This is a genomic window from Pseudomonas sp. MEJ086, from assembly GCF_030209025.1.
In the GTDB taxonomy this organism is placed as follows: domain Bacteria; phylum Pseudomonadota; class Gammaproteobacteria; order Pseudomonadales; family Pseudomonadaceae; genus Aquipseudomonas; species Aquipseudomonas fulva_A.
Genome location: NZ_JARVSV010000006.1, coordinates 56563 through 74128 on the forward strand (window position 1 = coordinate 56563; position 17566 = coordinate 74128).

Sequence of the window (17566 nt, forward strand, 5' to 3'; positions counted from 1 at the left end):
GGTGAGCGAAACAGGCAGGCCATCGCCGGGGCGGCGTAGCCCCGGTCAGCTGTTCCTGTTGTTCAGCATGGGCACGGATCGCTACGCCCTGGATGTTCGTGAAGTGGTCGAAGTGATGCCGCTGCGCAGCTTCAAGCAGATCCCGGCTGCCCCCGATTGGGTTGCCGGGCTGTTCGCCTATCGCGGCAAGCCGGTGCCGGTGCTCGACCTGTCTTTCCAGGCCCTCGGTCAGCCAGCCACGGTGCGCACCAGCACGCGCCTGGTGATCGTCAACTACCAGCCCCAGGCGAGCCAGCCTGCTCGCCTGCTGGGACTGATTCTGGAACAGGCCAGCGATACCCTGCGCAGCCCCGCCGAGGCATTCGTCGACGCCGGGGTGAGCGTGCCCAATGCCCGCTACCTGGGGCCGGTGCTCAAGGCCGAACAGGGGTTGGTGCAATGGGTCCGCGTGGCCGATCTGCTCGACGAAGCGGTGCGTGAGCTGCTGTTCGCGGCAACCCTGGAGGCCAGCGTATGAGCGGCCGTTTCGAGCGCCTGTTGCATGGCCTGATCGGACTCGATGCCGAGTCGGTAGGCCAGGTGGTGATCGAACGTGCGGTTCGCCAGCGCGTCGCGGCACTGGGCTGTGCCGACGAGGAGGCCTATTGGTTGCAACTGCAGGCCTCCGCCATCGAGCAGCAGGCACTGGTCGAGGCCGTGGTGGTACCGGAGACCTGGTTCTTTCGCTACCCGGAATCCTTCGTCGCGCTCGCGCAACTGGCCCGTGAGCGGGTCGCGCAGATCATGGGCGTTCGCCCGCTGCGCATACTCAGCCTGCCCTGTTCGAGTGGCGAAGAGCCGTATTCCATTGCCATGGCGCTGCTCGATGCCGGGCTGCCGGGCGAAACGTTTCGCATCGATGCCATGGACATCAGCGAGCTGATACTGGTTCGCGCACAGCGAGCGCTGTACGGGCGCAATTCGTTCCGTGGCGACAACCTGAGCTTTCGTGATCGGCACTTCGTCGAAACCCCGGAAGGCTTTCAGCTCCAGGACGAGGTGCGTCGCAAGGTCCGTCTGCTCGCCGGCAACCTGCTGGCCCCCGGTCTGCTGGCTGGCGAGGCGCCCTACGATTTCGTGTTCTGTCGCAACCTGCTGATCTACTTCGACCGACCGACCCAGCAATCCGTGGCGGCCGTGCTGCAACGGCTCATGCGTGACGACGGTGCACTGTTCATCGGGCCGGCCGAGGCCAGCCTGTTCAGCCAGGTTGGCATGCAGGCCTTGAACATCCCCCTGGCCTTCGTGTTTCGCCGAACCAGTGACACGCCGCCGCGCCTCGCGGCCTCGCTGCGCCAGGTCGCCCCGGCCATGCCCGCGCGGGCACGGGTCGCAGCACCTGTCGCTGCGCCAGACAAACCGCCGGTGCGCCGGGTGCCTGCCGCAGCGCCGCCGCCGGTGGCCGCAGGCGCAGGCGATGCCGCCCTGGATGAAATCGCCACGCTGGCCAACGCCGGGCGCAGCGACGAAGCCCGCATGGCCTGCGAACGCTATCTCGCCGCGCACGGCCCGACGGCTCAGGCGTTCTACTGGCTGGGCCTGCTCAGTGATGTGGCCGGGCGTAGCAGCGAGGCCCAGGATTATTACCGCAAAACCCTGTATCTGGCGCCCAGGCACGCCGAAGCGCTGGCTCACCTGTCGGCGCTGCTCGCTGCCCGTGGTGATCTGGCGGGCGCCAAGCGCCTGCAGCAACGTGCCGGGCGTGGAGTGAGCCGCGATGACCGATAGTCTTCTGCCGCTGAGCGATGTCGAACGGGCGGCCATCGACGATTGCTGGAACCGCATCGGCGTGCAGGGCGACAAGTCCTGTGAGCGCCTGGTCCAGCACATTCACTGTCGCAACTGCGAGGTTCACGCGTCCCTGGCTACCCGCCTGCTGGATCGATTCGCTTTGCAGCGCGATGAGGATGAGCCAGAGCATGAGTGGGTCGAGGAAGAGAGCGGCGAGCGTCGTTCGATTCTCATCTTCCGGGTAGGGGAGGCCTGGTTGGCGCTGGCCACCCGTGCATTGAGCGAGGTGGCGACGCGCACCTCGATCCACTCGCTGCCACACCAGCGTTCATTGGGTTTGATGGGGGTGACCAACGTGCGTGGCGCGCTGGTGGCCTGCGTTTCGTTGGCGGAGATGCTCGGGCTGGAGAGCGCCGAGGCGGTTACCGAACGTCGCGTGGTGCCACGCATGCTGATCTTCAGCCTGGCGGATGGTCCGGTGGTCATGCCGGTCGACGAGGTCGAAGGCATCGAGGCCATTGCCGTCAGCCAGGTGGTCGAGACCGGCAACGGCAGTGTGCCGATGGCGCGGCGTTTCGCCTCCGGGGTTCTCCAGTGGAAAGGTCGCAGCGTGACCCTGCTCGACGAGCAGATACTGCAGCAAACCATCGCCAGGAGCCTCGGATGACGCCCGACCAGATGCGCGACGCTTCGCTGCTGGAGTTGTTCAAGCTCGAAGCCGAGGCCCAGACCCAGGTGCTCAACAACGGCTTGCTGGTGCTCGAGCGCGATCCGCGTCATGCGGACTCCCTCGAAGCCTGCATGCGCGCAGCCCATTCCCTCAAGGGCGCGGCACGTATCGTCGGTCTCGACGCCGGGGTGAAGGTCGCTCACGTAATGGAAGACTGCCTGGTGGAGGCTCAGGAAGGCCGCCTGTTGCTGCAACCCGAATACATCGATGCGCTGTTGCAAGGCGCCGACATTCTGCTGAGCCTGGGCTCGCCCGCGGCCGATACGAATGGAACCGGCGCGGCTGTCGATGCGCTGATCGAACGCCTCGGTGCTCTCGCGCGGGGTGGTTACGTACCGGCCCAGCGCTCAGCGGTGCCGGTGCCGGTGGCGCCCGCCGTCATCGCCGAGCCAGAGCCGTTCGTACAGGAATCGCCGGAGCCGCAAAGTGCACCTGTCAGGGCGAGAGCCGAAGGCGGCGAAGTGCAGGGCGAGGGGCGTGGACGCATCCTGCGGGTCAGTGCCGAGCGACTCGACCATCTGCTGGACATCTCCAGCAAGTCGCTGGTCGAGTTCCAGCGCATCAAGCCCCTCGGCCATGGCCTGCAGCGTCTCAAACGGCTGCAAACCGTCGCGCGCCGCGCCCTCGACGTAGCCCGTGAAGCGCTACCGGAAGGCAGCATCGATGCGCAGGCCGAGGCCATGCTGGTGGAAACCCGCCAGGCGCTCACCGAGTGCCAGCAGGTGCTTGCCCAGCACATGACCGATCTGGACGATTTCGGCTGGCAGGGCGGCCAGCGCGCCCAGTCCCTCTACGACGCCGCGCTGGCGTCGCGCATGCGGCCGTTCGCCGATGTGTTGTCGGGCCATGAACGCATGCTGCGTGACCTGGCCCGGGCGCTCGGCAAGCAGGTACGGCTGGTGATCGAGGGCGAAAGCACGCAGGTCGACCGCGACGTGCTGGAACGTCTCGAGGCACCGCTGACGCATTTGCTGCGCAATGCTCTGGACCACGGCATCGAGCCGCCCGAGGTGCGCCTGGCGCGCGGCAAGACAGCCGAAGGCCAGATACTGATTCGCGCCCGTCACCACGCCGGCATGCTATTGCTGGAACTCAGCGACGATGGGGGCGGCGTCGATCTGCATAAACTGCGCAGTGCGGTGATCAGCCGTGGTTTCGCCACCGAACAGACCGGCGAGCAGCTGACCGAGGAGGAGCTGCTGGCCTTCCTGTTCCTGCCCGGTTTCAGCATGCGTGATCAGGTCACCGAGGTGTCCGGCCGCGGTGTTGGCCTGGATGCCGTTCAGCACATGGTGCGGCAACTGCGCGGCGGTGTGCGCATGCAGCAGCGCCAGGGACAGGGTTCGACCTTCCACCTGGAGGTGCCGCTGACGTTGTCGGTGGTGCGCAGCCTGGTCGTCGAGGTCGGTGGCGAAGCCTATGCCTTGCCGCTGGCCCACATCGAACGGATGACCCGCCTGCAGGCCGAAGACATCGTTCAACTGGAAGGGCGTCAGCACTTCTGGAGCGAAGGGCAGCACGTCGGTCTGATCGCGGCCAGCCAGATTCTCCAGCGCCCGGAAGGCAAGCCCAGCGACAACGGCATTCCGGTGGTGCTGATCCGTGACCGTGACAACCTGTTCGGTCTGGTGGTGGAGCGTTTCGTCGGTGAGCGCACGCTGGTGGTGATGCCGCTGGATCCACGGCTGGGCAAGGTGCAGGATGTGTCGGCAGGTGCGTTGCTGGACGACGGCACGCCGGTGCTGATCCTCGACGTCGAGGACATGCTGATGTCGGTCGCCAAACTGCTCGGCAGCGGTCGCCTGGAGCGGGTCGACCGTAGCGTCCGCCAGCTTGCCGGTGTTCAGCGCAAGCGCGTGCTGGTGGTCGACGATTCGCTGACCGTGCGCGAGCTGGAGCGCAAGCTGCTGCTCGGGCGGGGTTATGACGTGGCCGTGGCGGTCGATGGCATGGATGGCTGGAACGCCCTGCGCGCCGAGCACTTCGACCTGCTGATTACCGATATCGACATGCCGCGCATGGACGGTATCGAACTGGTCACCCTGGTGCGCCGCGACAGCCGCCTGCAATCGCTGCCGGTGATGGTGGTGTCCTACAAGGATCGCGAAGAAGATCGCCGGCGTGGTCTGGATGCCGGAGCCGACTATTATCTTGCCAAGGCCAGTTTCCATGACGAGGCGTTGCTCGACGCCGTGGTCGATCTGGTTGGAGAGCCGCACGAATGAGGATCGGGATCGTCAACGACATGCCGCTGGCGGTGGAGGCTCTGCGCCGAGCCCTGGCTCTGGAGCCGGAGCATCGCATCGTCTGGGTGGCGGGCAACGGTGCCGAGGCGCTGCAGCGCTGCGAAGTCGATCTGCCGGATCTATTGCTGATGGATCTGCTGATGCCGGTCATGGATGGGGTCGAGGCGACGCGACGGATCATGGCGCAGAGCCCGTGCGCGATCCTCATCGTTTCGGTGGATATCGAGCAGTACGTCAACCGGGTGTTCGAGGCCATGGGCCATGGGGCTCTGGACGCGGTCAATACGCCTTCGCTGGGCGGCGACGCAGCCGCTGACGCGGCGACGTTGCTGCGCAAGATCCAGAACATTGGCTGGTTGATCGGCCAGAACACGGGCCGCAAGCATAGCGTGTCAGCCCAGGCGCCCAGAGCGTCGGCGGCACGCCGGCTGGTGGCCATCGGTGCCTCGGCGGGCGGCCCGGCGGCGCTGGCCTCGCTGCTCAAGCAATTGCCGGGAAATTTCAATGCGGCGGTCATGCTGGTGCAGCACGTCGACGAGGTGTTCGCCGCTGGTATGGCCGACTGGCTGGCCGGTGAGTCGGCCCTGCCGGTGCGCCTGGCCCGCGACGGCGAGCAACCGCAAGCGGGTGTGGTGCTGCTGGCGGGCACCAACAACCATATGCGCCTGCAGCGCAATGGCGAGCTGACCTATACAGAAGAGCCACGCAGCCACGTCTATCGGCCCTCCATCGATGTGTTCTTCGACAGCGTGGTCGAGCACTGGACGGGCGATGCCATCGGCGTGTTGCTCACCGGCATGGGCCGTGATGGCGCGCTGGGGCTCAAGAACATGCGCGCCCGCGGGTTCCTCACCATCGCTCAGAACCAGGCCAGCTGCGCGGTGTATGGCATGCCCAAGGCAGCGGCGGAACTCGATGCCGCGAAGGAGATACTCGCCCTCGAACGCATCGCTCCCCGTATCGTTGAGCTATTTGGCTGATAGACTTACTCTGCGTCCAACTTTTAAGAGACTCGCCTTCAAGCCAGGTGGGTCTGGAGACCAACATGCAAGCCCCCCCACATTCCACGGAAGAACTCGGCTCACCCAAGGAAGGCGCGGTCATGGTGTTGCTCGTCGACGATCAGGCGATGATCGGCGAGGCCGTGCGCCGCGAGCTGTTGGGCGAGGGCGGCATCGACTTTCATTACTGCTCCGACCCCACTCAGGCCGTCGCGGTGGCCGAACAGTTGCGACCGACGGTGATCCTTCAGGATCTGGTGATGCCCGGTGTCGATGGGCTGACGCTGCTGGGCGCCTACCGTGCGCGGCCTTCGCTGCGCGACGTGCCGATCATCGTGCTGTCGACCAAGGACGACGCGACCGTCAAGAGCACCGCTTTCGCCTCCGGTGCCAACGATTATCTGGTCAAGCTGCCGGACACCATCGAACTGGTGGCGCGCATTCGCTACCACTCGCGCTCCTACACCGCGCTGCAGCAGCGCGATGAAGCCTACCGTGCGTTGCGTGAAAGCCAGCAGCAGTTGCTGGAAACCAATCTGGTGCTGCAGCGCCTGATGAACTCCGATGGCCTGACCGGGCTGTCCAACCGCCGGCACTTCGACGAATACCTGGAAATGGAATGGCGCCGCGCCCTGCGTGAGCAGACGCCGATGTCACTGTTGATGATCGACGTCGATTTCTTCAAGAGCTTCAACGACAGCTTTGGGCATGTCGCCGGTGACGACGCCCTGCGCCGCGTTGCCGGAGCCTTGCGCGGCTGCTGCAGCCGCTCCACCGACATGCCTGCCCGCTATGGCGGCGAAGAGTTCGCCATGGTGCTGCCGAGCACCTCTGCGGGCGGAGCGCGGCTGCTCGCCGAAAAGGTTCGTCGGGCCGTCACCGACCTGGGCATTCCCCACGACAAGCCCGAACCTGGCTCGGTGCTGACGACCAGTCTCGGCGTCGCTACCCTGGTGCCGCGCGCCGGTCAGACCTCCCTGCAATTGGTCAATCTGGCGGACCGCGGCCTTTACATGGCCAAGCAGGCGGGTCGCGATCAGGTCGGTCTGGTGAACGACACCAGCTCCCTGGCCTGAATCAGACGGGCGAGTTGTCGATCTGCGGCTCGCCATGAAATACCGCACGACCGCGGCCGTTCTGCTTGGCGCGATACAGGGCCTGGTCCGCCAGTTCCACGACCTGTTCCAGGCTGGCGTGATCCTGCGGCCATAGCGCGCCACCGATGCTGCAGCCGATCTGTAATTCTCGGCCCTCCCACTCGATCACCGCCCCCAGCGTCTGAATAGCTCGCTCGGCCATCTGGCGGGCCTGTCCGGCCGCTTCATCGAACGGTACCTGGAGGATCATCAGGAACTCGTCGCCCCCCAGGCGCACCACCAGATCCCCGGCACGCAGGCAGCCGCGCATACGCGAGGCCGACTCACGCAGCACCTGGTCGCCAACCGCATGGCCGTGGCGATCATTGACCGGCTTGAAACCGTCCAGGTCCAGATACAGCACCGCCAGCCCGCAGGGCGTTCCCTGGCTACGCAGCTCTGCCCGCGGCAGGTACCTGGCCAGTGCCGCGCGGTTCGGCAGGCCGGTCAGCGGGTCATGGTGGGCACGGTTGTCCAGGGCACCGAGCTCGGCGTGCTGATGGGTCAGGCTTTCCACCAGATGGCGGATGGAGTGGCTGAGCTGGGCGACTTCCCGCGGGCTGTCGACTTCAGGGATCACGATGATTTCGCCATTGGCGAGACGATCCGCTGCCTTGGCGATGCTGCGCAGTGGCCGGGTGACGTAGGTCGCCAGCAGCCAGCCACAGGCTGCGAACAGCACTGCCAGGACGCCGCCCCAGAGCACGATGGTGGTGTGGATGGCCTGTACCGGTGCATCGGCCTGCGCCAGTGACTGGCGGGCGACCACCGTCCAGCCCAGGCCCTGATAGTCGAGGTAGCCCTGGCTGAGCGCCAGGCCGGTCAGGTACTGTTTGCCGTCCGGCCATTGCTGCACGGCCCAGTGGGTAGTGTTGCCCGGCAGGTCCTGCATGGCGGGAAGGTGCAGGCGCTGGCCGATCATTTCCGTGGGGGCCAGCAGCAGGGTGCGGTCGCGACCGACCACGAAGAACTCGATCTGCCGACGCTCCTCGATGGGTTTGAGGATCGCCTGGCGTACCTCGTCGGCCCATGACCACGACAGGTGCGACGCCAGCACGCCGACCAGGCTGCCGTCCGCCGCATGCACCGGCAGGCTGATATCCACGAACTTCATCGCCTCGCCCGTCGGGTTGGGCAACAGTTTGGCCAGCAGCACGGCCTCGTGCACGTCACCAATGAACAGGCCCTTGCTACCCTCCAGGAATACCGGGCGCTGAGCAATGCTGGCGCCTTCCAGCACACGGTTGCTGGAGGCCAGCACCGTGCCCCGGGTGTCGGTGAAACCGATCCAGGCGATGCTGGGGAATTCGCCCTGCAGGTGATCCAGCAGGCGGCGTACATCGTCGATGTCAGCCGGCTGGCGCAGTACGCGCAGGCTGCCGATGACCTGCAACATGCTGGCGCGGCTCTGCATGTCGCGGTCGAGGCGGTCGATCATCATGTGCGACACCTCGGCCAGATCCCGACCCACGTCCTCGCGAATGCGCTGGGCGGAATCCTGGCTGATCAGGCTGCCAAGCAGCCAACTCAGCAGGCTCACCAGCAGGGCGATCGACAGGGCTAGACGGCTACGCAGACTTTGGGCACGAAACATGGTGCGCGATGATCCTTCAACGGCTCGATGGGCAGCCTCTCGAGTATAGATGGCCGTCGGTCCGTCGCAGGGTGATTGATAACGCCAGGCGTGCTGCCAGAGAACCGCGACTCGGGTATACTCGTCGGCTTTTCCGAAGTTTTACCTGTGAGTGCCGCCAGCCATGGAAATCAACCCGATCCTTAACAGCATCAAGGACCTGTCCGAGCGCACCCAGACCATTCGGGGGTATCTTTGACTACGATCACAAGCATGATCGTCTCGTCGAAGTAAACCGCGAACTCGAAGACCCGAACGTCTGGAACAAGCCGGAATACGCCCAGAACCTCGGCCGTGAGCGTGCCACGCTGGCGCTGATCGTCGAGACCATCGACGACCTGACCGGCAGCCTGGCCGATTCCCGCGACCTGCTCGACATGGCCGTCGAAGAAGACGACCAGAGCGCCGTCGACGACGTCGCCGCAGAAATCGAACGCCTGCGCGAAATCCTCGAGAAGCTGGAATTCCGCCGCATGTTCAGCCACGAGATGGACCCGAACAACTGCTACCTGGATATCCAGGCCGGTTCCGGCGGAACCGAGGCGCAGGACTGGGCCAACATCCTGCTGCGCATGTACCTGCGTTGGGCCGACAAGCGCGGTTTCAGCGCCGAGATCGTCGAACTGTCCGAAGGCGAAGTCGCCGGTATCAAGGGCGCCACCGTGCACATCAAGGGCGAGTACGCTTTTGGCTGGCTGCGCACCGAAATCGGTGTCCACCGCCTGGTGCGCAAGAGTCCGTTCGACTCCGGCGCCCGTCGCCACACCTCGTTCTCGGCGGTGTTCGTGTCGCCCGAGATCGACGACAAGGTCGAGATCGAGATCAACCCGGCCGACTTGCGTATCGACACCTACCGCTCCTCCGGTGCGGGTGGTCAGCACGTCAACACCACCGACTCGGCGGTACGTATCACTCACGTGCCGACCAACACCGTGGTGGCGTGTCAGAACGAACGTTCCCAGCACGCCAACAAGGACACCGCCATGAAAATGCTGCGGGCCCGGTTGTACGAGCAGGAAATGCAGAAGCGCAACGCGGCTTCCCAGGCGCTGGAAGACACCAAGTCCGATATTGGCTGGGGTCACCAGATCCGCTCCTACGTGCTCGATGACTCGCGCATCAAGGACCTGCGTACCGGCGTCGAGCGCAGCGACTGCCAGAAGGTTCTCGATGGCGACCTCGATCAGTACCTCGAAGCCAGCTTGAAACAAGGCCTGTAATACCTTTTGGTTCCGCCCCGGTGGGGGCGGCGACTACCCCGTGATGGAATCCCGACGAACATGAGCGACCAACAACCCGACCAGCAGCAACTGCAACAGGAAGAGAACAAGCTGATTGCCCAGCGCAAGGAAAAGCTTGCTGCCATCCGTGAGCAGGGCAACGCCTTCCCCAACGACTTCCGTCGTGACAACCTCTGCGCCGACCTGCAGAAACGGTACGTCGACAAGACCAAGGAAGAGCTCGAAGCCGCTGCCATTCCGGTCAAGGTTGCCGGTCGCATCATGCTCAACCGTGGCTCCTTCATGGTCATTCAGGACATGAGCGGGCGCATTCAGGTCTACGTCAACCGCAAGACCCTGCCCGAAGAAACCCTGGCAGCGGTGAAGAGCTGGGACATGGGCGACATCATCGCCGCCGTTGGCACCCTGGCCCGCAGCGGCAAGGGCGACCTGTACGTGGAAATGACCGACGTGCGCCTGCTGACCAAGTCGCTGCGTCCGCTGCCGGACAAGCACCACGGCCTGACCGATACCGAGCAGCGCTATCGCCAGCGCTACGTCGACCTGATCGTCAACGAAGACGTGCGCGAAACTTTCCGCGTGCGCTCCCAGGTGATCGCCCACATCCGTCGTTTCCTCGCCGAGCGCAACTTCCTCGAAGTGGAAACGCCGATGCTGCAGACCATTCCCGGCGGCGCTGCGGCCAAGCCTTTCGAAACCCACCACAACGCCCTCGACATGGCCATGTTCCTGCGCATCGCGCCGGAGCTGTACCTCAAGCGGCTCGTCGTTGGCGGGTTTGAGAAGGTGTTCGAGATCAACCGCAACTTCCGTAACGAAGGCGTTTCGACCCGGCACAACCCCGAGTTCACCATGCTCGAGTTCTACCAGGCCTATGCCGATTACGAAGACAACATGGACCTGACCGAGGAGCTGTTCCGCGAGCTGGCGCAGAGCGTGCTCGGCACCACCGACGTGCCATACGGCGACAAGGTGTTCCACTTCGGTGAGCCGTTCGTGCGCCTGTCGGTGTTCGACTCGATTCTCAAGTACAACCCGGATATCACCGCCGCCGACCTGCAAGACGTGGACAAGGCGCGCGCGATCGCCAAGAAAGCCGGCGCCAAGGTGCTCGGTTTCGAAGGCCTGGGCAAGCTGCAGGTGATGATTTTCGAGGAACTGGTCGAGCACAAGCTGGAGCAGCCGCACTTCATTACCCGTTATCCGTTCGAAGTCTCGCCATTGGCCCGTCGCAGCGACGATGATCCGAGTGTGACCGACCGTTTCGAGCTGTTCATCGGTGGCCGCGAGATCGCCAACGCCTACTCCGAGTTGAACGATGCGCAAGACCAGGCCGAGCGCTTCCAGCAGCAGGTGGCCGACAAGGACGCAGGCGATGACGAGGCCATGCATTTCGATGCCGACTTCGTTCGCGCCCTCGAATACGGCATGCCGCCCACTGCCGGTGAAGGCATCGGTATCGATCGCCTGGTGATGTTGTTGACCAACTCGCCGTCGATCCGCGACGTCATCCTGTTCCCGCACATGCGCCAGGAACTCTAAGGGTTTGCCAGAGCCGCCTTCGGGCGGCTTTTTATTACCTGTGATTCAGCGCCTATCCTGTTGATGGACAACTGGTTTGGACGCTTGACGCGCTGCGTCGAGGGAATGGACTATCAGCGCGTGGCGGTCCCACGATCGTTTCAAGGAGAGCATGATGAAAGCCTGGCGTGCACTGGTGGTGCTGTCGTTTCTGTTGTTGAGCGGTTGCCTGGTGACCTTCAAGGAGCCGATCCCGGCCAACGAAGCAGCGCCGATTCCCCTGCTTGGTACCTGGTCACGCACCGACGAGTGGGGCGAGCTGCGCTTTCTGGACATCAGCCGTTCGGGCTCCAATCTCTACAAGGCCGATGCCTACACCGACAGCATCGACAACGTCGCCAGCCTGCAGAGCTACAGCTTTACCGTCGCCCACCACGGCCGACGCTGGTACCTGTCGGCGGGGGTGCCCAAGCGCATGGGCGCGAATTTCGCCATCGGCGGCTTCGAGTTGACCCACAACAATGAGCTGGTGCTGTTCAACCTCGACGTCGAACGTATCCTCCAGGCCATCGACAACGGTGAGCTCAAGGGCAGCACCGTGGAGATGCCGCAGGGCGATGGGGTACTGGTCTCCAGCGGCCTGGAACAGGTGTTCGCGTACCTCAACGATCCGGCCAACTCCGATGTGTTCGTCGAGGTGGCGCGCTATCAGCGAACCGGGCCGTGAGTGCTTCTCACGATCTGCTGCACGCCGGCCCTGGAGCGCTGAAAAAACGCTCGCATGAGGCTGTCCGGCAAGGTCGTGACCAGGCTCTGCGGGTCGATTCGGCACTTTCAGCAACGCAAAGAGGATTGCCATGAACAGCCACACAGGACTCGACGGTTACCAGCTGGTCGTGCGCGCGCTGTCCGATCGTATCGTCGAGGCGCAGACGCCGATCCGTGTACTCGATGCGGTGAAATGGGACGACTCCATTCGCCAGACCTTTCTCAAGCACAAGGGCAGGGAGCTGCCGGCGATAGACCGTGGCTACTACGACAGCCGACCGCTGGCCTTCGATCCGGCCGCCAAGAAGCTGGAGTTCCAGAACATCGAGCGCGACATCACCCGCCAGCTCGGCCAGTTCAATCCGGTGGGGCAGATCATGCGCCGCATGTGCCGCGAGTACCGCATGGTCATCCGCATGCTGGAAGCCCGTGGTACCTCGGATTTCGGGTTGATTTCCCAGGAGCTGTACGGCGCGGCGTCCGACGCCTTCCATGCCGGTGATCCGACCCTGGCCGATCTGGGGCTGATGTTTTCCGGCTACCTGAACAACATCGACAGCCGCGGCGACCTCAAGGACGAGCCCAAGACGCTGACTGCCAAGGACGCCGTCGCGCTGCTGCAGAGCCGGCTGAATCTGGTGTTCGGCGAGAGCGACAGCACCATTCGCGTGTTCGAGTCCGACGGCATTCTCGCTGACGCCGCGGCCGGTGCCGATTACATCAAGATCCGCGCCGATGCCATGTTCAACGAGCGCGACGTCAAGGCACTGGAAGTACACGAAGGCCTGGTGCACGTGGCAACCACGCTCAATGGCCAGAACCAGCCTGTTTGCACCTTCCTGGCCAAGGGGCCACCCTCGTCGACGGTCACTCAGGAAGGCCTGGCCATCCTCATGGAAGTGATCGCCTTCGCCTCCTACCCCAGTCGCCTGCGCAAACTCACCAACCGCACCCGCGCCATTCACATGGCCGAGCAGGGCGCGGATTTCCTGCAGGTCTGCGATTTCTACCGTGAGCAGGGTTTCAGCCTGGAAGACAGCTACAGCAACGCCGGTCGCGCGTTCCGGGGCTCCGCTCCGAACGGTCTGCCCTTCACCAAGGATCTGTCCTACCTGAAGGGGTTCATCATGATCTACAACTACATTCAGCTCGCCGTGCGCAAAGGCAAGCTGGAACAGATCCCTTTATTGTTCTGTGGCAAGACCACGCTCGAAGATATGCGTACGCTACGTCAACTGGTCGATGAAGGCCTGGTGAGCCCACCCAAGTACCTGCCGCAGCAGTTTCGTGATCTCAATTCGCTGTCGGCCTGGATGTGCTTCTCCAACTTCCTCAACCACCTGAGCCTGGACCGCATCGAAGCCGACTACGCCAACATTCTCTAGGGGCAGCCGCTGCGGTTTTCCGGGGCGTACCGTACGAGCTTGTCTTCAACTGAGAGGTTTATGAGCGAGCGCAATCCCATTCCCCTGATTCTCACCGCCATTGGCAGCATCGCCGGCACTGTCATGGTGCTCGGCTACTATGGCTATCTGCACTTCGCCAAGCCTGAGGATGCCTTGCTGCTGTCCGAATTCACCATGCTCAAGACCGTTCCTGGCGAGGACTACAAGGTGTCGCTGAAGGCAGCCGACCAGGTTGCCCAATGCATCGATGGCGTGCTGGTGCTGTTCGATCTCAAGCAGAAGGGGCTCAGCGGGGTACTGGTCGATAACCGCAGGCAGGCCGTGCGTTGCATGGTCGATGACATGCCGCCGGATCGTTAGGGGCTGGGCGACGCAGGGCGCCCCTGTACGCAGATTCGCGGAGCCAGAAATGACGAACCCCGCCGTGGCGGGGTTCGCTTTCGTTCGGCCTGCGCTTAGTAGCTGCGGAAGGACGAGCGGGGGGCGACGGCTTTGTTGTCGTTGGAAATGGTCACTTCCACGCGGCGGTTCATGGCACGGCCAGAGGCGCTGGCATTGCTGGCGACCGGGTATTCCTTGCCGTAGCCCTGGGCGACGATTCGCTCCGGGCCCACGCCCATGCGTACCAGTGCGGTGCGTACGGCGTTGGCGCGGCGATCCGACAGGTCGAGGTTCAGGGCTTCCGAACCGGTGCTGTCGGTGTAGCCTTCGACCAGAACCTTGCGGCCGGGATTGTCACGCAGGAACTCGGCCAGTTGGTTGATGTTGTGCAGGCCTCCGGCCTTGAGCTCGGCGCGGCCAACGTCGAACAGCACGTCACCAAAGGTGACCAGCGTGCCGCGTTCGGTTTTCTTGCCGTTCAGGCTGCTCTGCAATTGCTTGATTTGCGCTTCACGGGCTTCCAGGCGTGCCTGAGTGCGCTGTGCGGCGGTCTTTTGCAGGTCCTGCTCGGTGGTACGCAGGGCGATGGTCTGGCGCGCCACTTCGACACGCTGGTTGGCCAGGTAAGACAGCTGATCGACGATCTTCTGGTCTTCCTTTTCACGATAGGCCTTCTCGGCTTTTTCCAGGAATTCGCCGGCGTCCTTGGTCTCCAGGGCGGCTACCTTGATCGCCTTGGGATCGCTTTGCAGGGTCGAGAAGTTGCTGCGCGCCTGTTCCAGATTGACGTTGGGCTTCGTCGAGCAGGCTGCCAGGCCGACGCTCAGGGCCAGCAGGGCGGGGATCATCAGTTGATTACGCATGTTTGGTCATCCTTTAACGATTAGCGAGGTCTGTTCGACAGACCTGTTACTGGCCTTGGGCAGGAGTGCTCTGGAAGCCGCGCAGGCCTTCCTGACGCAGTTCTTCGATGCCTTGTTGGGCATCCTTCAGTGCTTTCTCTGCCTTCGCCGCCTGGGTCTTGCGAACCGCCAGGCGTGCATCCCACTCGGCCTGCTCTGCCAGCCGTTTGGCTTCCTCGAATTTCTTTTCGTAAACCTTCTGCTCGGCCTGCTTCAGCTTGTCCTGGGCGGAGCGGGTTTCCACTGCGGCGAATTCTGTTCCGCCAGAGCTCACGGCTTCATTGACGGCAGACTTGGTCACCGCCAGTTGCTCGCTGGGCGGGGTGCCTGCACAGCCAGCGAGAATCAGGGCGCTGCCGACGGCCAGTGTCGCGGCTTTCCAGCCCGCCAGTTGAGTGCGCGCTTTTGAAGCAGTCTTGGTGCTCATGGTGTATGCAACTCCATAGGTAGTTTCCTGGCAGGTAGTCGATTTCCATGATGGTTTACCTGCCGCATCGAAATGGGCCACGGAGGCCGATAGCTGCGAGCAGCTACCGTTCATCCGTCGACCGGCGGGCATTATTGCATGACGAACGGTCGTTTTCACCGATTAGTGGTTGCTTGCTCCGATGAGCGGTATTTTCGGGCGCCTGGAGTCTGCTCGGCGCTGTCGAGCGACGTTCGCGGGTCGCGCGGCGAAGGAGGCACGGAAGGCGTGAGTCGCGGGTGGTAAACGCGGGTTCGAGGGCTGGGCGATTGGTCGTGGCGGGGGCAGGGTTACGGGCGTGTGGCGAGGTTGGTCATCAGGATCCCATTTGCTGGAGCTACAAGGCGCAAAGCTGTCGCCAGGGGCGCGTGCCGGCTGCCCCTGAAACGACAGAACCCCGCCGAAGCGGGGTTCTGGTGCAACAGCAGCTACTTAGTTGCTGCTTACGGACGAGCGAGGAGCAACCGGCTTGTTGTCGTTGGAAATGGTCACTTCCACACGACGGTTCTGAGCGCGGCCGGCAGAGTCGGCGTTGCTGGCAACCGGGTATTCCTTGCCATAGCCCTGAGCGACGATGCGCTCCGGACCTACGCCCTGACGTACCAGTGCGGCACGTACGGAGTTGGCGCGACGCTCGGACAGGCCCTGGTTGTAGTCAGCCGAACCGGTGCTGTCGGTGTAGCCTTCGACGATTACCTTGCGATCCGGGTTTTCCTGCAGGAACTGGGCGAGCTTGGCGATGTTGGCGAAGCCGCCTGGCTTGAGCTCGGCACGGTTCAGGTCGAACAGTACGTCGCCGAAGGTGACCAGAGTGCCGCGTTCGGTCTGCTTGGCGTTGAGGCTGTTCTGCAGTTGCTTGATCTGCGCGTCACGGGCTTCCAGGCGGGCCTGGGCACGTTGGGCGCCCGTCTGCTCGAGGCTCGCTTCGGTGGTGCGCAGTGCGATGGTCTGACGCGCCACTTCGATGCGCTGGTTGGCCAGGTAGGAAAGCTGGTCGACCTTCTTCTCGTCTTCTTTCTCGCGGAAAGCGCGTTCGGCTTTTTCCAGCGCTTCACCGGCATCCTTGGTTTCCAGTGCCGCGACCTTTACCGCTTGCGGGTCGGTCTGCAGCGTGGAATAGCCGCTACGCGCCTGCTCGAGGTTCACGTTCGGTTGGGTGGAGCAGGCAGCGAGGCCAACGCTCAGAGCCAGCAGGGCTGGAATCATCACTTGTTTACGCATGATCGTTCATCCTTTATTCAATTGGCGAAGTCTGACGAAGCCGTTACTGACCTTGGGTCGGAGCCGGCTGAGCGCTGCGCAGACCTTCCTGACGCAGTTCCTCGATACCCTGCTGGGCATCCTTCAGTGCCTTGTCAGCCTTGGCTGCCTGGGTTTTACGCACGGCTACGCGTGCGTCCCACTCGGCTTGTTCGGCCAGGCGTTTGGCTTCTTCGTAGTTCTTCTCGATGACTTCCAGCTCGGCCTGCTTCAGTTTGTCCTGGGCAGACTTGGTTTCGACCGCGGCGAATTCGGTACCGCCGGAGCTCACAGCTTCGTTGACGGCCGACTTGGTCACAGCCAGTTGCTCACTGGGCGGAGTGCCTGCGCAACCGACGAGCAGCAAGCTGCTGCCGATAGCCAGTGCCGCAACTTTCCAGCCGGCTAGTTTGGTACGAGCGTTTGGGGCAGTTTTAGTGGTCATGGTGTGCAACTCCATTGGTAAATTCCTGGCAAACAGTCGGTTTCCACGATGGTCACCTGCCGTCCGGAAACTCAGGAGCGATAGCGGCTGAGTTAGTTTTTCTCCGGCGACCAGTGGTCATTACGGCATAACCCTGTGAGTTGGCTGAGTCAGGAAACGTTCAGCAAAAAAGTGCACGTTGCCAGGATCGCGTCGCCAGAAAAATGTCGAAAGCCGCGCCACTCGGCGCTTTGCGCGGCATCTGGCGACAGGGCCGCGGTTCTCGATCAGGGCTCGCTTCGCTCGGCCTCGGCATTCATTTCATGCAGGTAGTGGCGAGCCAGCTCCAGAAAACGCGGGGTAGGGCCGACGTCTTCGTAGACCGGGTTGCCTTCTTCGTCCGTGGCGACCACATGAGTGCCCTGAACGTAGGGCAGGCTGGCTTCGAGGTCTTCCAGAGCGGCACCGAGCAGCTCGGCGATCAGCTCTTCAGGGCGCCGTTTCGGGTACATGTGGCCGAGTGCCGCCAGGCGCGCGGCCGACTCCACATCCAGATGCACCTGGTAAGGCGTACTGACCAGGCGGCCGGTTGCGTTCTGTTCCCATTGCTGGACGAGTTCGCGGATCTTCATAGGTACCTCGAGGTGGGGCGGGTTCTCTGTTACAGACCTGAGCCCTCCGGCTGCGTTCCGATTGACGCCT

17 protein-coding genes are annotated in these 17566 nt (G+C 63.5%); 11 read left to right on the top strand and 6 right to left on the bottom strand.

Translation table 11 applies throughout. The features are described from left to right. Nucleotide 1: 1 nt before the first annotated feature. The 6 genes from QRN22_RS03640 to QRN22_RS03665 all read left to right on the top strand — a co-directional run bounded on the left by QRN22_RS03640 (nt 2) and on the right by QRN22_RS03665 (nt 6823). Nucleotides 2-517, top strand: coding sequence for a chemotaxis protein CheW (locus tag QRN22_RS03640; protein ID WP_042551830.1), 516 nt, complete (start codon nt 2-4; stop codon nt 515-517). Further along, nucleotides 514-1767: a CheR family methyltransferase gene (locus tag QRN22_RS03645; RefSeq protein WP_042551829.1), complete on the top strand. Its 1254-nt coding sequence runs from the start codon at nt 514-516 to the stop codon at nt 1765-1767. The genes QRN22_RS03640 and QRN22_RS03645 overlap by 4 nt, the downstream gene beginning before the upstream one ends. Then, a complete protein-coding gene (locus QRN22_RS03650) occupies nt 1757-2437 on the top strand; it encodes a chemotaxis protein CheW (protein WP_042551828.1) in 681 nt (226 codons plus the stop codon). Before QRN22_RS03645 ends, QRN22_RS03650 begins: the two co-directional genes overlap by 11 nt. Continuing rightward, nucleotides 2434-4725, top strand: coding sequence for a hybrid sensor histidine kinase/response regulator (locus QRN22_RS03655; protein ID WP_042551827.1), 2292 nt, complete (start codon nt 2434-2436; stop codon nt 4723-4725). The genes QRN22_RS03650 and QRN22_RS03655 overlap by 4 nt, the downstream gene beginning before the upstream one ends. Then, nucleotides 4722-5726: a chemotaxis response regulator protein-glutamate methylesterase gene (locus tag QRN22_RS03660; protein WP_042551826.1), complete on the top strand. Its 1005-nt coding sequence runs from the start codon at nt 4722-4724 to the stop codon at nt 5724-5726. The genes QRN22_RS03655 and QRN22_RS03660 overlap by 4 nt, the downstream gene beginning before the upstream one ends. Nucleotides 5727-5791: 65 nt before the next feature. After that, a complete protein-coding gene (locus QRN22_RS03665) occupies nt 5792-6823 on the top strand; it encodes a diguanylate cyclase domain-containing protein (RefSeq protein ID WP_042551825.1) in 1032 nt (343 codons plus the stop codon). Between the two features lies 1 nt (nt 6824). Here the strand turns inward: QRN22_RS03665 and QRN22_RS03670 are convergent, their stop codons facing one another. Next, nucleotides 6825-8477, bottom strand: a complete 1653-nt coding sequence (locus QRN22_RS03670; RefSeq protein WP_042551824.1) for a sensor domain-containing diguanylate cyclase — start codon at nt 8475-8477, stop codon at nt 6825-6827. Nucleotides 8478-8640: 163 nt separating this feature from the next. On the opposite strand from QRN22_RS03670, the gene prfB reads away from it, so the two are divergent. The 5 genes from prfB to QRN22_RS03695 all read left to right on the top strand — a co-directional run bounded on the left by prfB (nt 8641) and on the right by QRN22_RS03695 (nt 13812). Then, a protein-coding gene (prfB, locus tag QRN22_RS03675) for a peptide chain release factor 2 (protein WP_156152626.1) occupies nt 8641-9736 on the top strand; the annotation gives its coding sequence in 2 pieces (ribosomal slippage) (nt 8641-8712 and nt 8714-9736; 1095 coding nt in all). Between the two features lie 60 nt (nt 9737-9796). Beyond that, the gene (lysS, locus tag QRN22_RS03680) at nt 9797-11299 is read left to right on the top strand and encodes a lysine--tRNA ligase (protein ID WP_042551821.1); all 1503 of its coding nucleotides are present in this window, start codon (nt 9797-9799) and stop codon (nt 11297-11299) included. Nucleotides 11300-11453: 154 nt separating this feature from the next. Beyond that, nucleotides 11454-12005: a hypothetical protein gene (locus QRN22_RS03685; RefSeq protein ID WP_042551820.1), complete on the top strand. Its 552-nt coding sequence runs from the start codon at nt 11454-11456 to the stop codon at nt 12003-12005. Between the two features lie 130 nt (nt 12006-12135). Continuing rightward, nucleotides 12136-13431 (top strand): flavohemoglobin expression-modulating QEGLA motif protein, encoded by a 1296-nt coding sequence (locus tag QRN22_RS03690; protein WP_042551819.1) that lies wholly within the window; start codon nt 12136-12138, stop codon nt 13429-13431. 60 nt (nt 13432-13491) lie between these two features. Then, nucleotides 13492-13812, top strand: coding sequence for a PA3694 family proteiin (locus QRN22_RS03695; RefSeq protein WP_042551818.1), 321 nt, complete (start codon nt 13492-13494; stop codon nt 13810-13812). Nucleotides 13813-13907: 95 nt separating this feature from the next. Here QRN22_RS03695 and lptF (QRN22_RS03700) read toward each other — a convergent pair whose 3' ends face one another. The 5 genes from lptF (QRN22_RS03700) to QRN22_RS03720 all read right to left on the bottom strand — a co-directional run bounded on the left by lptF (QRN22_RS03700) (nt 13908) and on the right by QRN22_RS03720 (nt 17496). Continuing rightward, a complete protein-coding gene (gene lptF, locus QRN22_RS03700) occupies nt 13908-14696 on the bottom strand; it encodes a lipotoxin F family OmpA-related lipoprotein LptF (RefSeq protein WP_042551817.1) in 789 nt (262 codons plus the stop codon). A gap of 46 nt (nt 14697-14742) precedes the next feature. Next, nucleotides 14743-15162, bottom strand: a complete 420-nt coding sequence (locus tag QRN22_RS03705; protein WP_042551816.1) for a DUF4398 domain-containing protein — start codon at nt 15160-15162, stop codon at nt 14743-14745. Between the two features lie 471 nt (nt 15163-15633). Then, complete coding sequence (gene lptF, locus QRN22_RS03710; protein ID WP_042551815.1) at nt 15634-16422, bottom strand: lipotoxin F family OmpA-related lipoprotein LptF; 789 nt, start codon at nt 16420-16422, stop codon at nt 15634-15636. A gap of 43 nt (nt 16423-16465) precedes the next feature. Beyond that, complete coding sequence (locus tag QRN22_RS03715; RefSeq protein ID WP_042551814.1) at nt 16466-16900, bottom strand: DUF4398 domain-containing protein; 435 nt, start codon at nt 16898-16900, stop codon at nt 16466-16468. 251 nt (nt 16901-17151) lie between these two features. After that, nucleotides 17152-17496, bottom strand: a complete 345-nt coding sequence (locus tag QRN22_RS03720; RefSeq protein ID WP_042551813.1) for a hypothetical protein — start codon at nt 17494-17496, stop codon at nt 17152-17154. Nucleotides 17497-17566: the final 70 nt, after the last annotated feature.

What these genes read in the sequence shown, in the direction of transcription:
- QRN22_RS03685 (WP_042551820.1), top strand. Translation starts at nt 11,454, where the DNA reads ATGAAAGCCTGGCGTGCACTGGTGGTGCTGTCGTTTCTGTTGTTGAGC.
- lptF (WP_042551815.1), bottom strand. Translation starts at nt 16,422, where the DNA reads ATGCGTAAACAAGTGATGATTCCAGCCCTGCTGGCTCTGAGCGTTGGC.
- QRN22_RS03660 (WP_042551826.1), top strand. Translation starts at nt 4,722, where the DNA reads ATGAGGATCGGGATCGTCAACGACATGCCGCTGGCGGTGGAGGCTCTG.
- lysS (WP_042551821.1), top strand. Translation starts at nt 9,797, where the DNA reads ATGAGCGACCAACAACCCGACCAGCAGCAACTGCAACAGGAAGAGAAC.
- QRN22_RS03690 (WP_042551819.1), top strand. Translation starts at nt 12,136, where the DNA reads ATGAACAGCCACACAGGACTCGACGGTTACCAGCTGGTCGTGCGCGCG.
- QRN22_RS03720 (WP_042551813.1), bottom strand. Translation starts at nt 17,496, where the DNA reads ATGAAGATCCGCGAACTCGTCCAGCAATGGGAACAGAACGCAACCGGC.
- QRN22_RS03645 (WP_042551829.1), top strand. Translation starts at nt 514, where the DNA reads ATGAGCGGCCGTTTCGAGCGCCTGTTGCATGGCCTGATCGGACTCGAT.
- QRN22_RS03695 (WP_042551818.1), top strand. Translation starts at nt 13,492, where the DNA reads ATGAGCGAGCGCAATCCCATTCCCCTGATTCTCACCGCCATTGGCAGC.
- QRN22_RS03670 (WP_042551824.1), bottom strand. Translation starts at nt 8,477, where the DNA reads ATGTTTCGTGCCCAAAGTCTGCGTAGCCGTCTAGCCCTGTCGATCGCC.
- QRN22_RS03650 (WP_042551828.1), top strand. Translation starts at nt 1,757, where the DNA reads ATGACCGATAGTCTTCTGCCGCTGAGCGATGTCGAACGGGCGGCCATC.
- QRN22_RS03715 (WP_042551814.1), bottom strand. Translation starts at nt 16,900, where the DNA reads ATGGAGTTGCACACCATGACCACTAAAACTGCCCCAAACGCTCGTACC.
- QRN22_RS03705 (WP_042551816.1), bottom strand. Translation starts at nt 15,162, where the DNA reads ATGAGCACCAAGACTGCTTCAAAAGCGCGCACTCAACTGGCGGGCTGG.
- lptF (WP_042551817.1), bottom strand. Translation starts at nt 14,696, where the DNA reads ATGCGTAATCAACTGATGATCCCCGCCCTGCTGGCCCTGAGCGTCGGC.
- QRN22_RS03655 (WP_042551827.1), top strand. Translation starts at nt 2,434, where the DNA reads ATGACGCCCGACCAGATGCGCGACGCTTCGCTGCTGGAGTTGTTCAAG.
- QRN22_RS03665 (WP_042551825.1), top strand. Translation starts at nt 5,792, where the DNA reads ATGCAAGCCCCCCCACATTCCACGGAAGAACTCGGCTCACCCAAGGAA.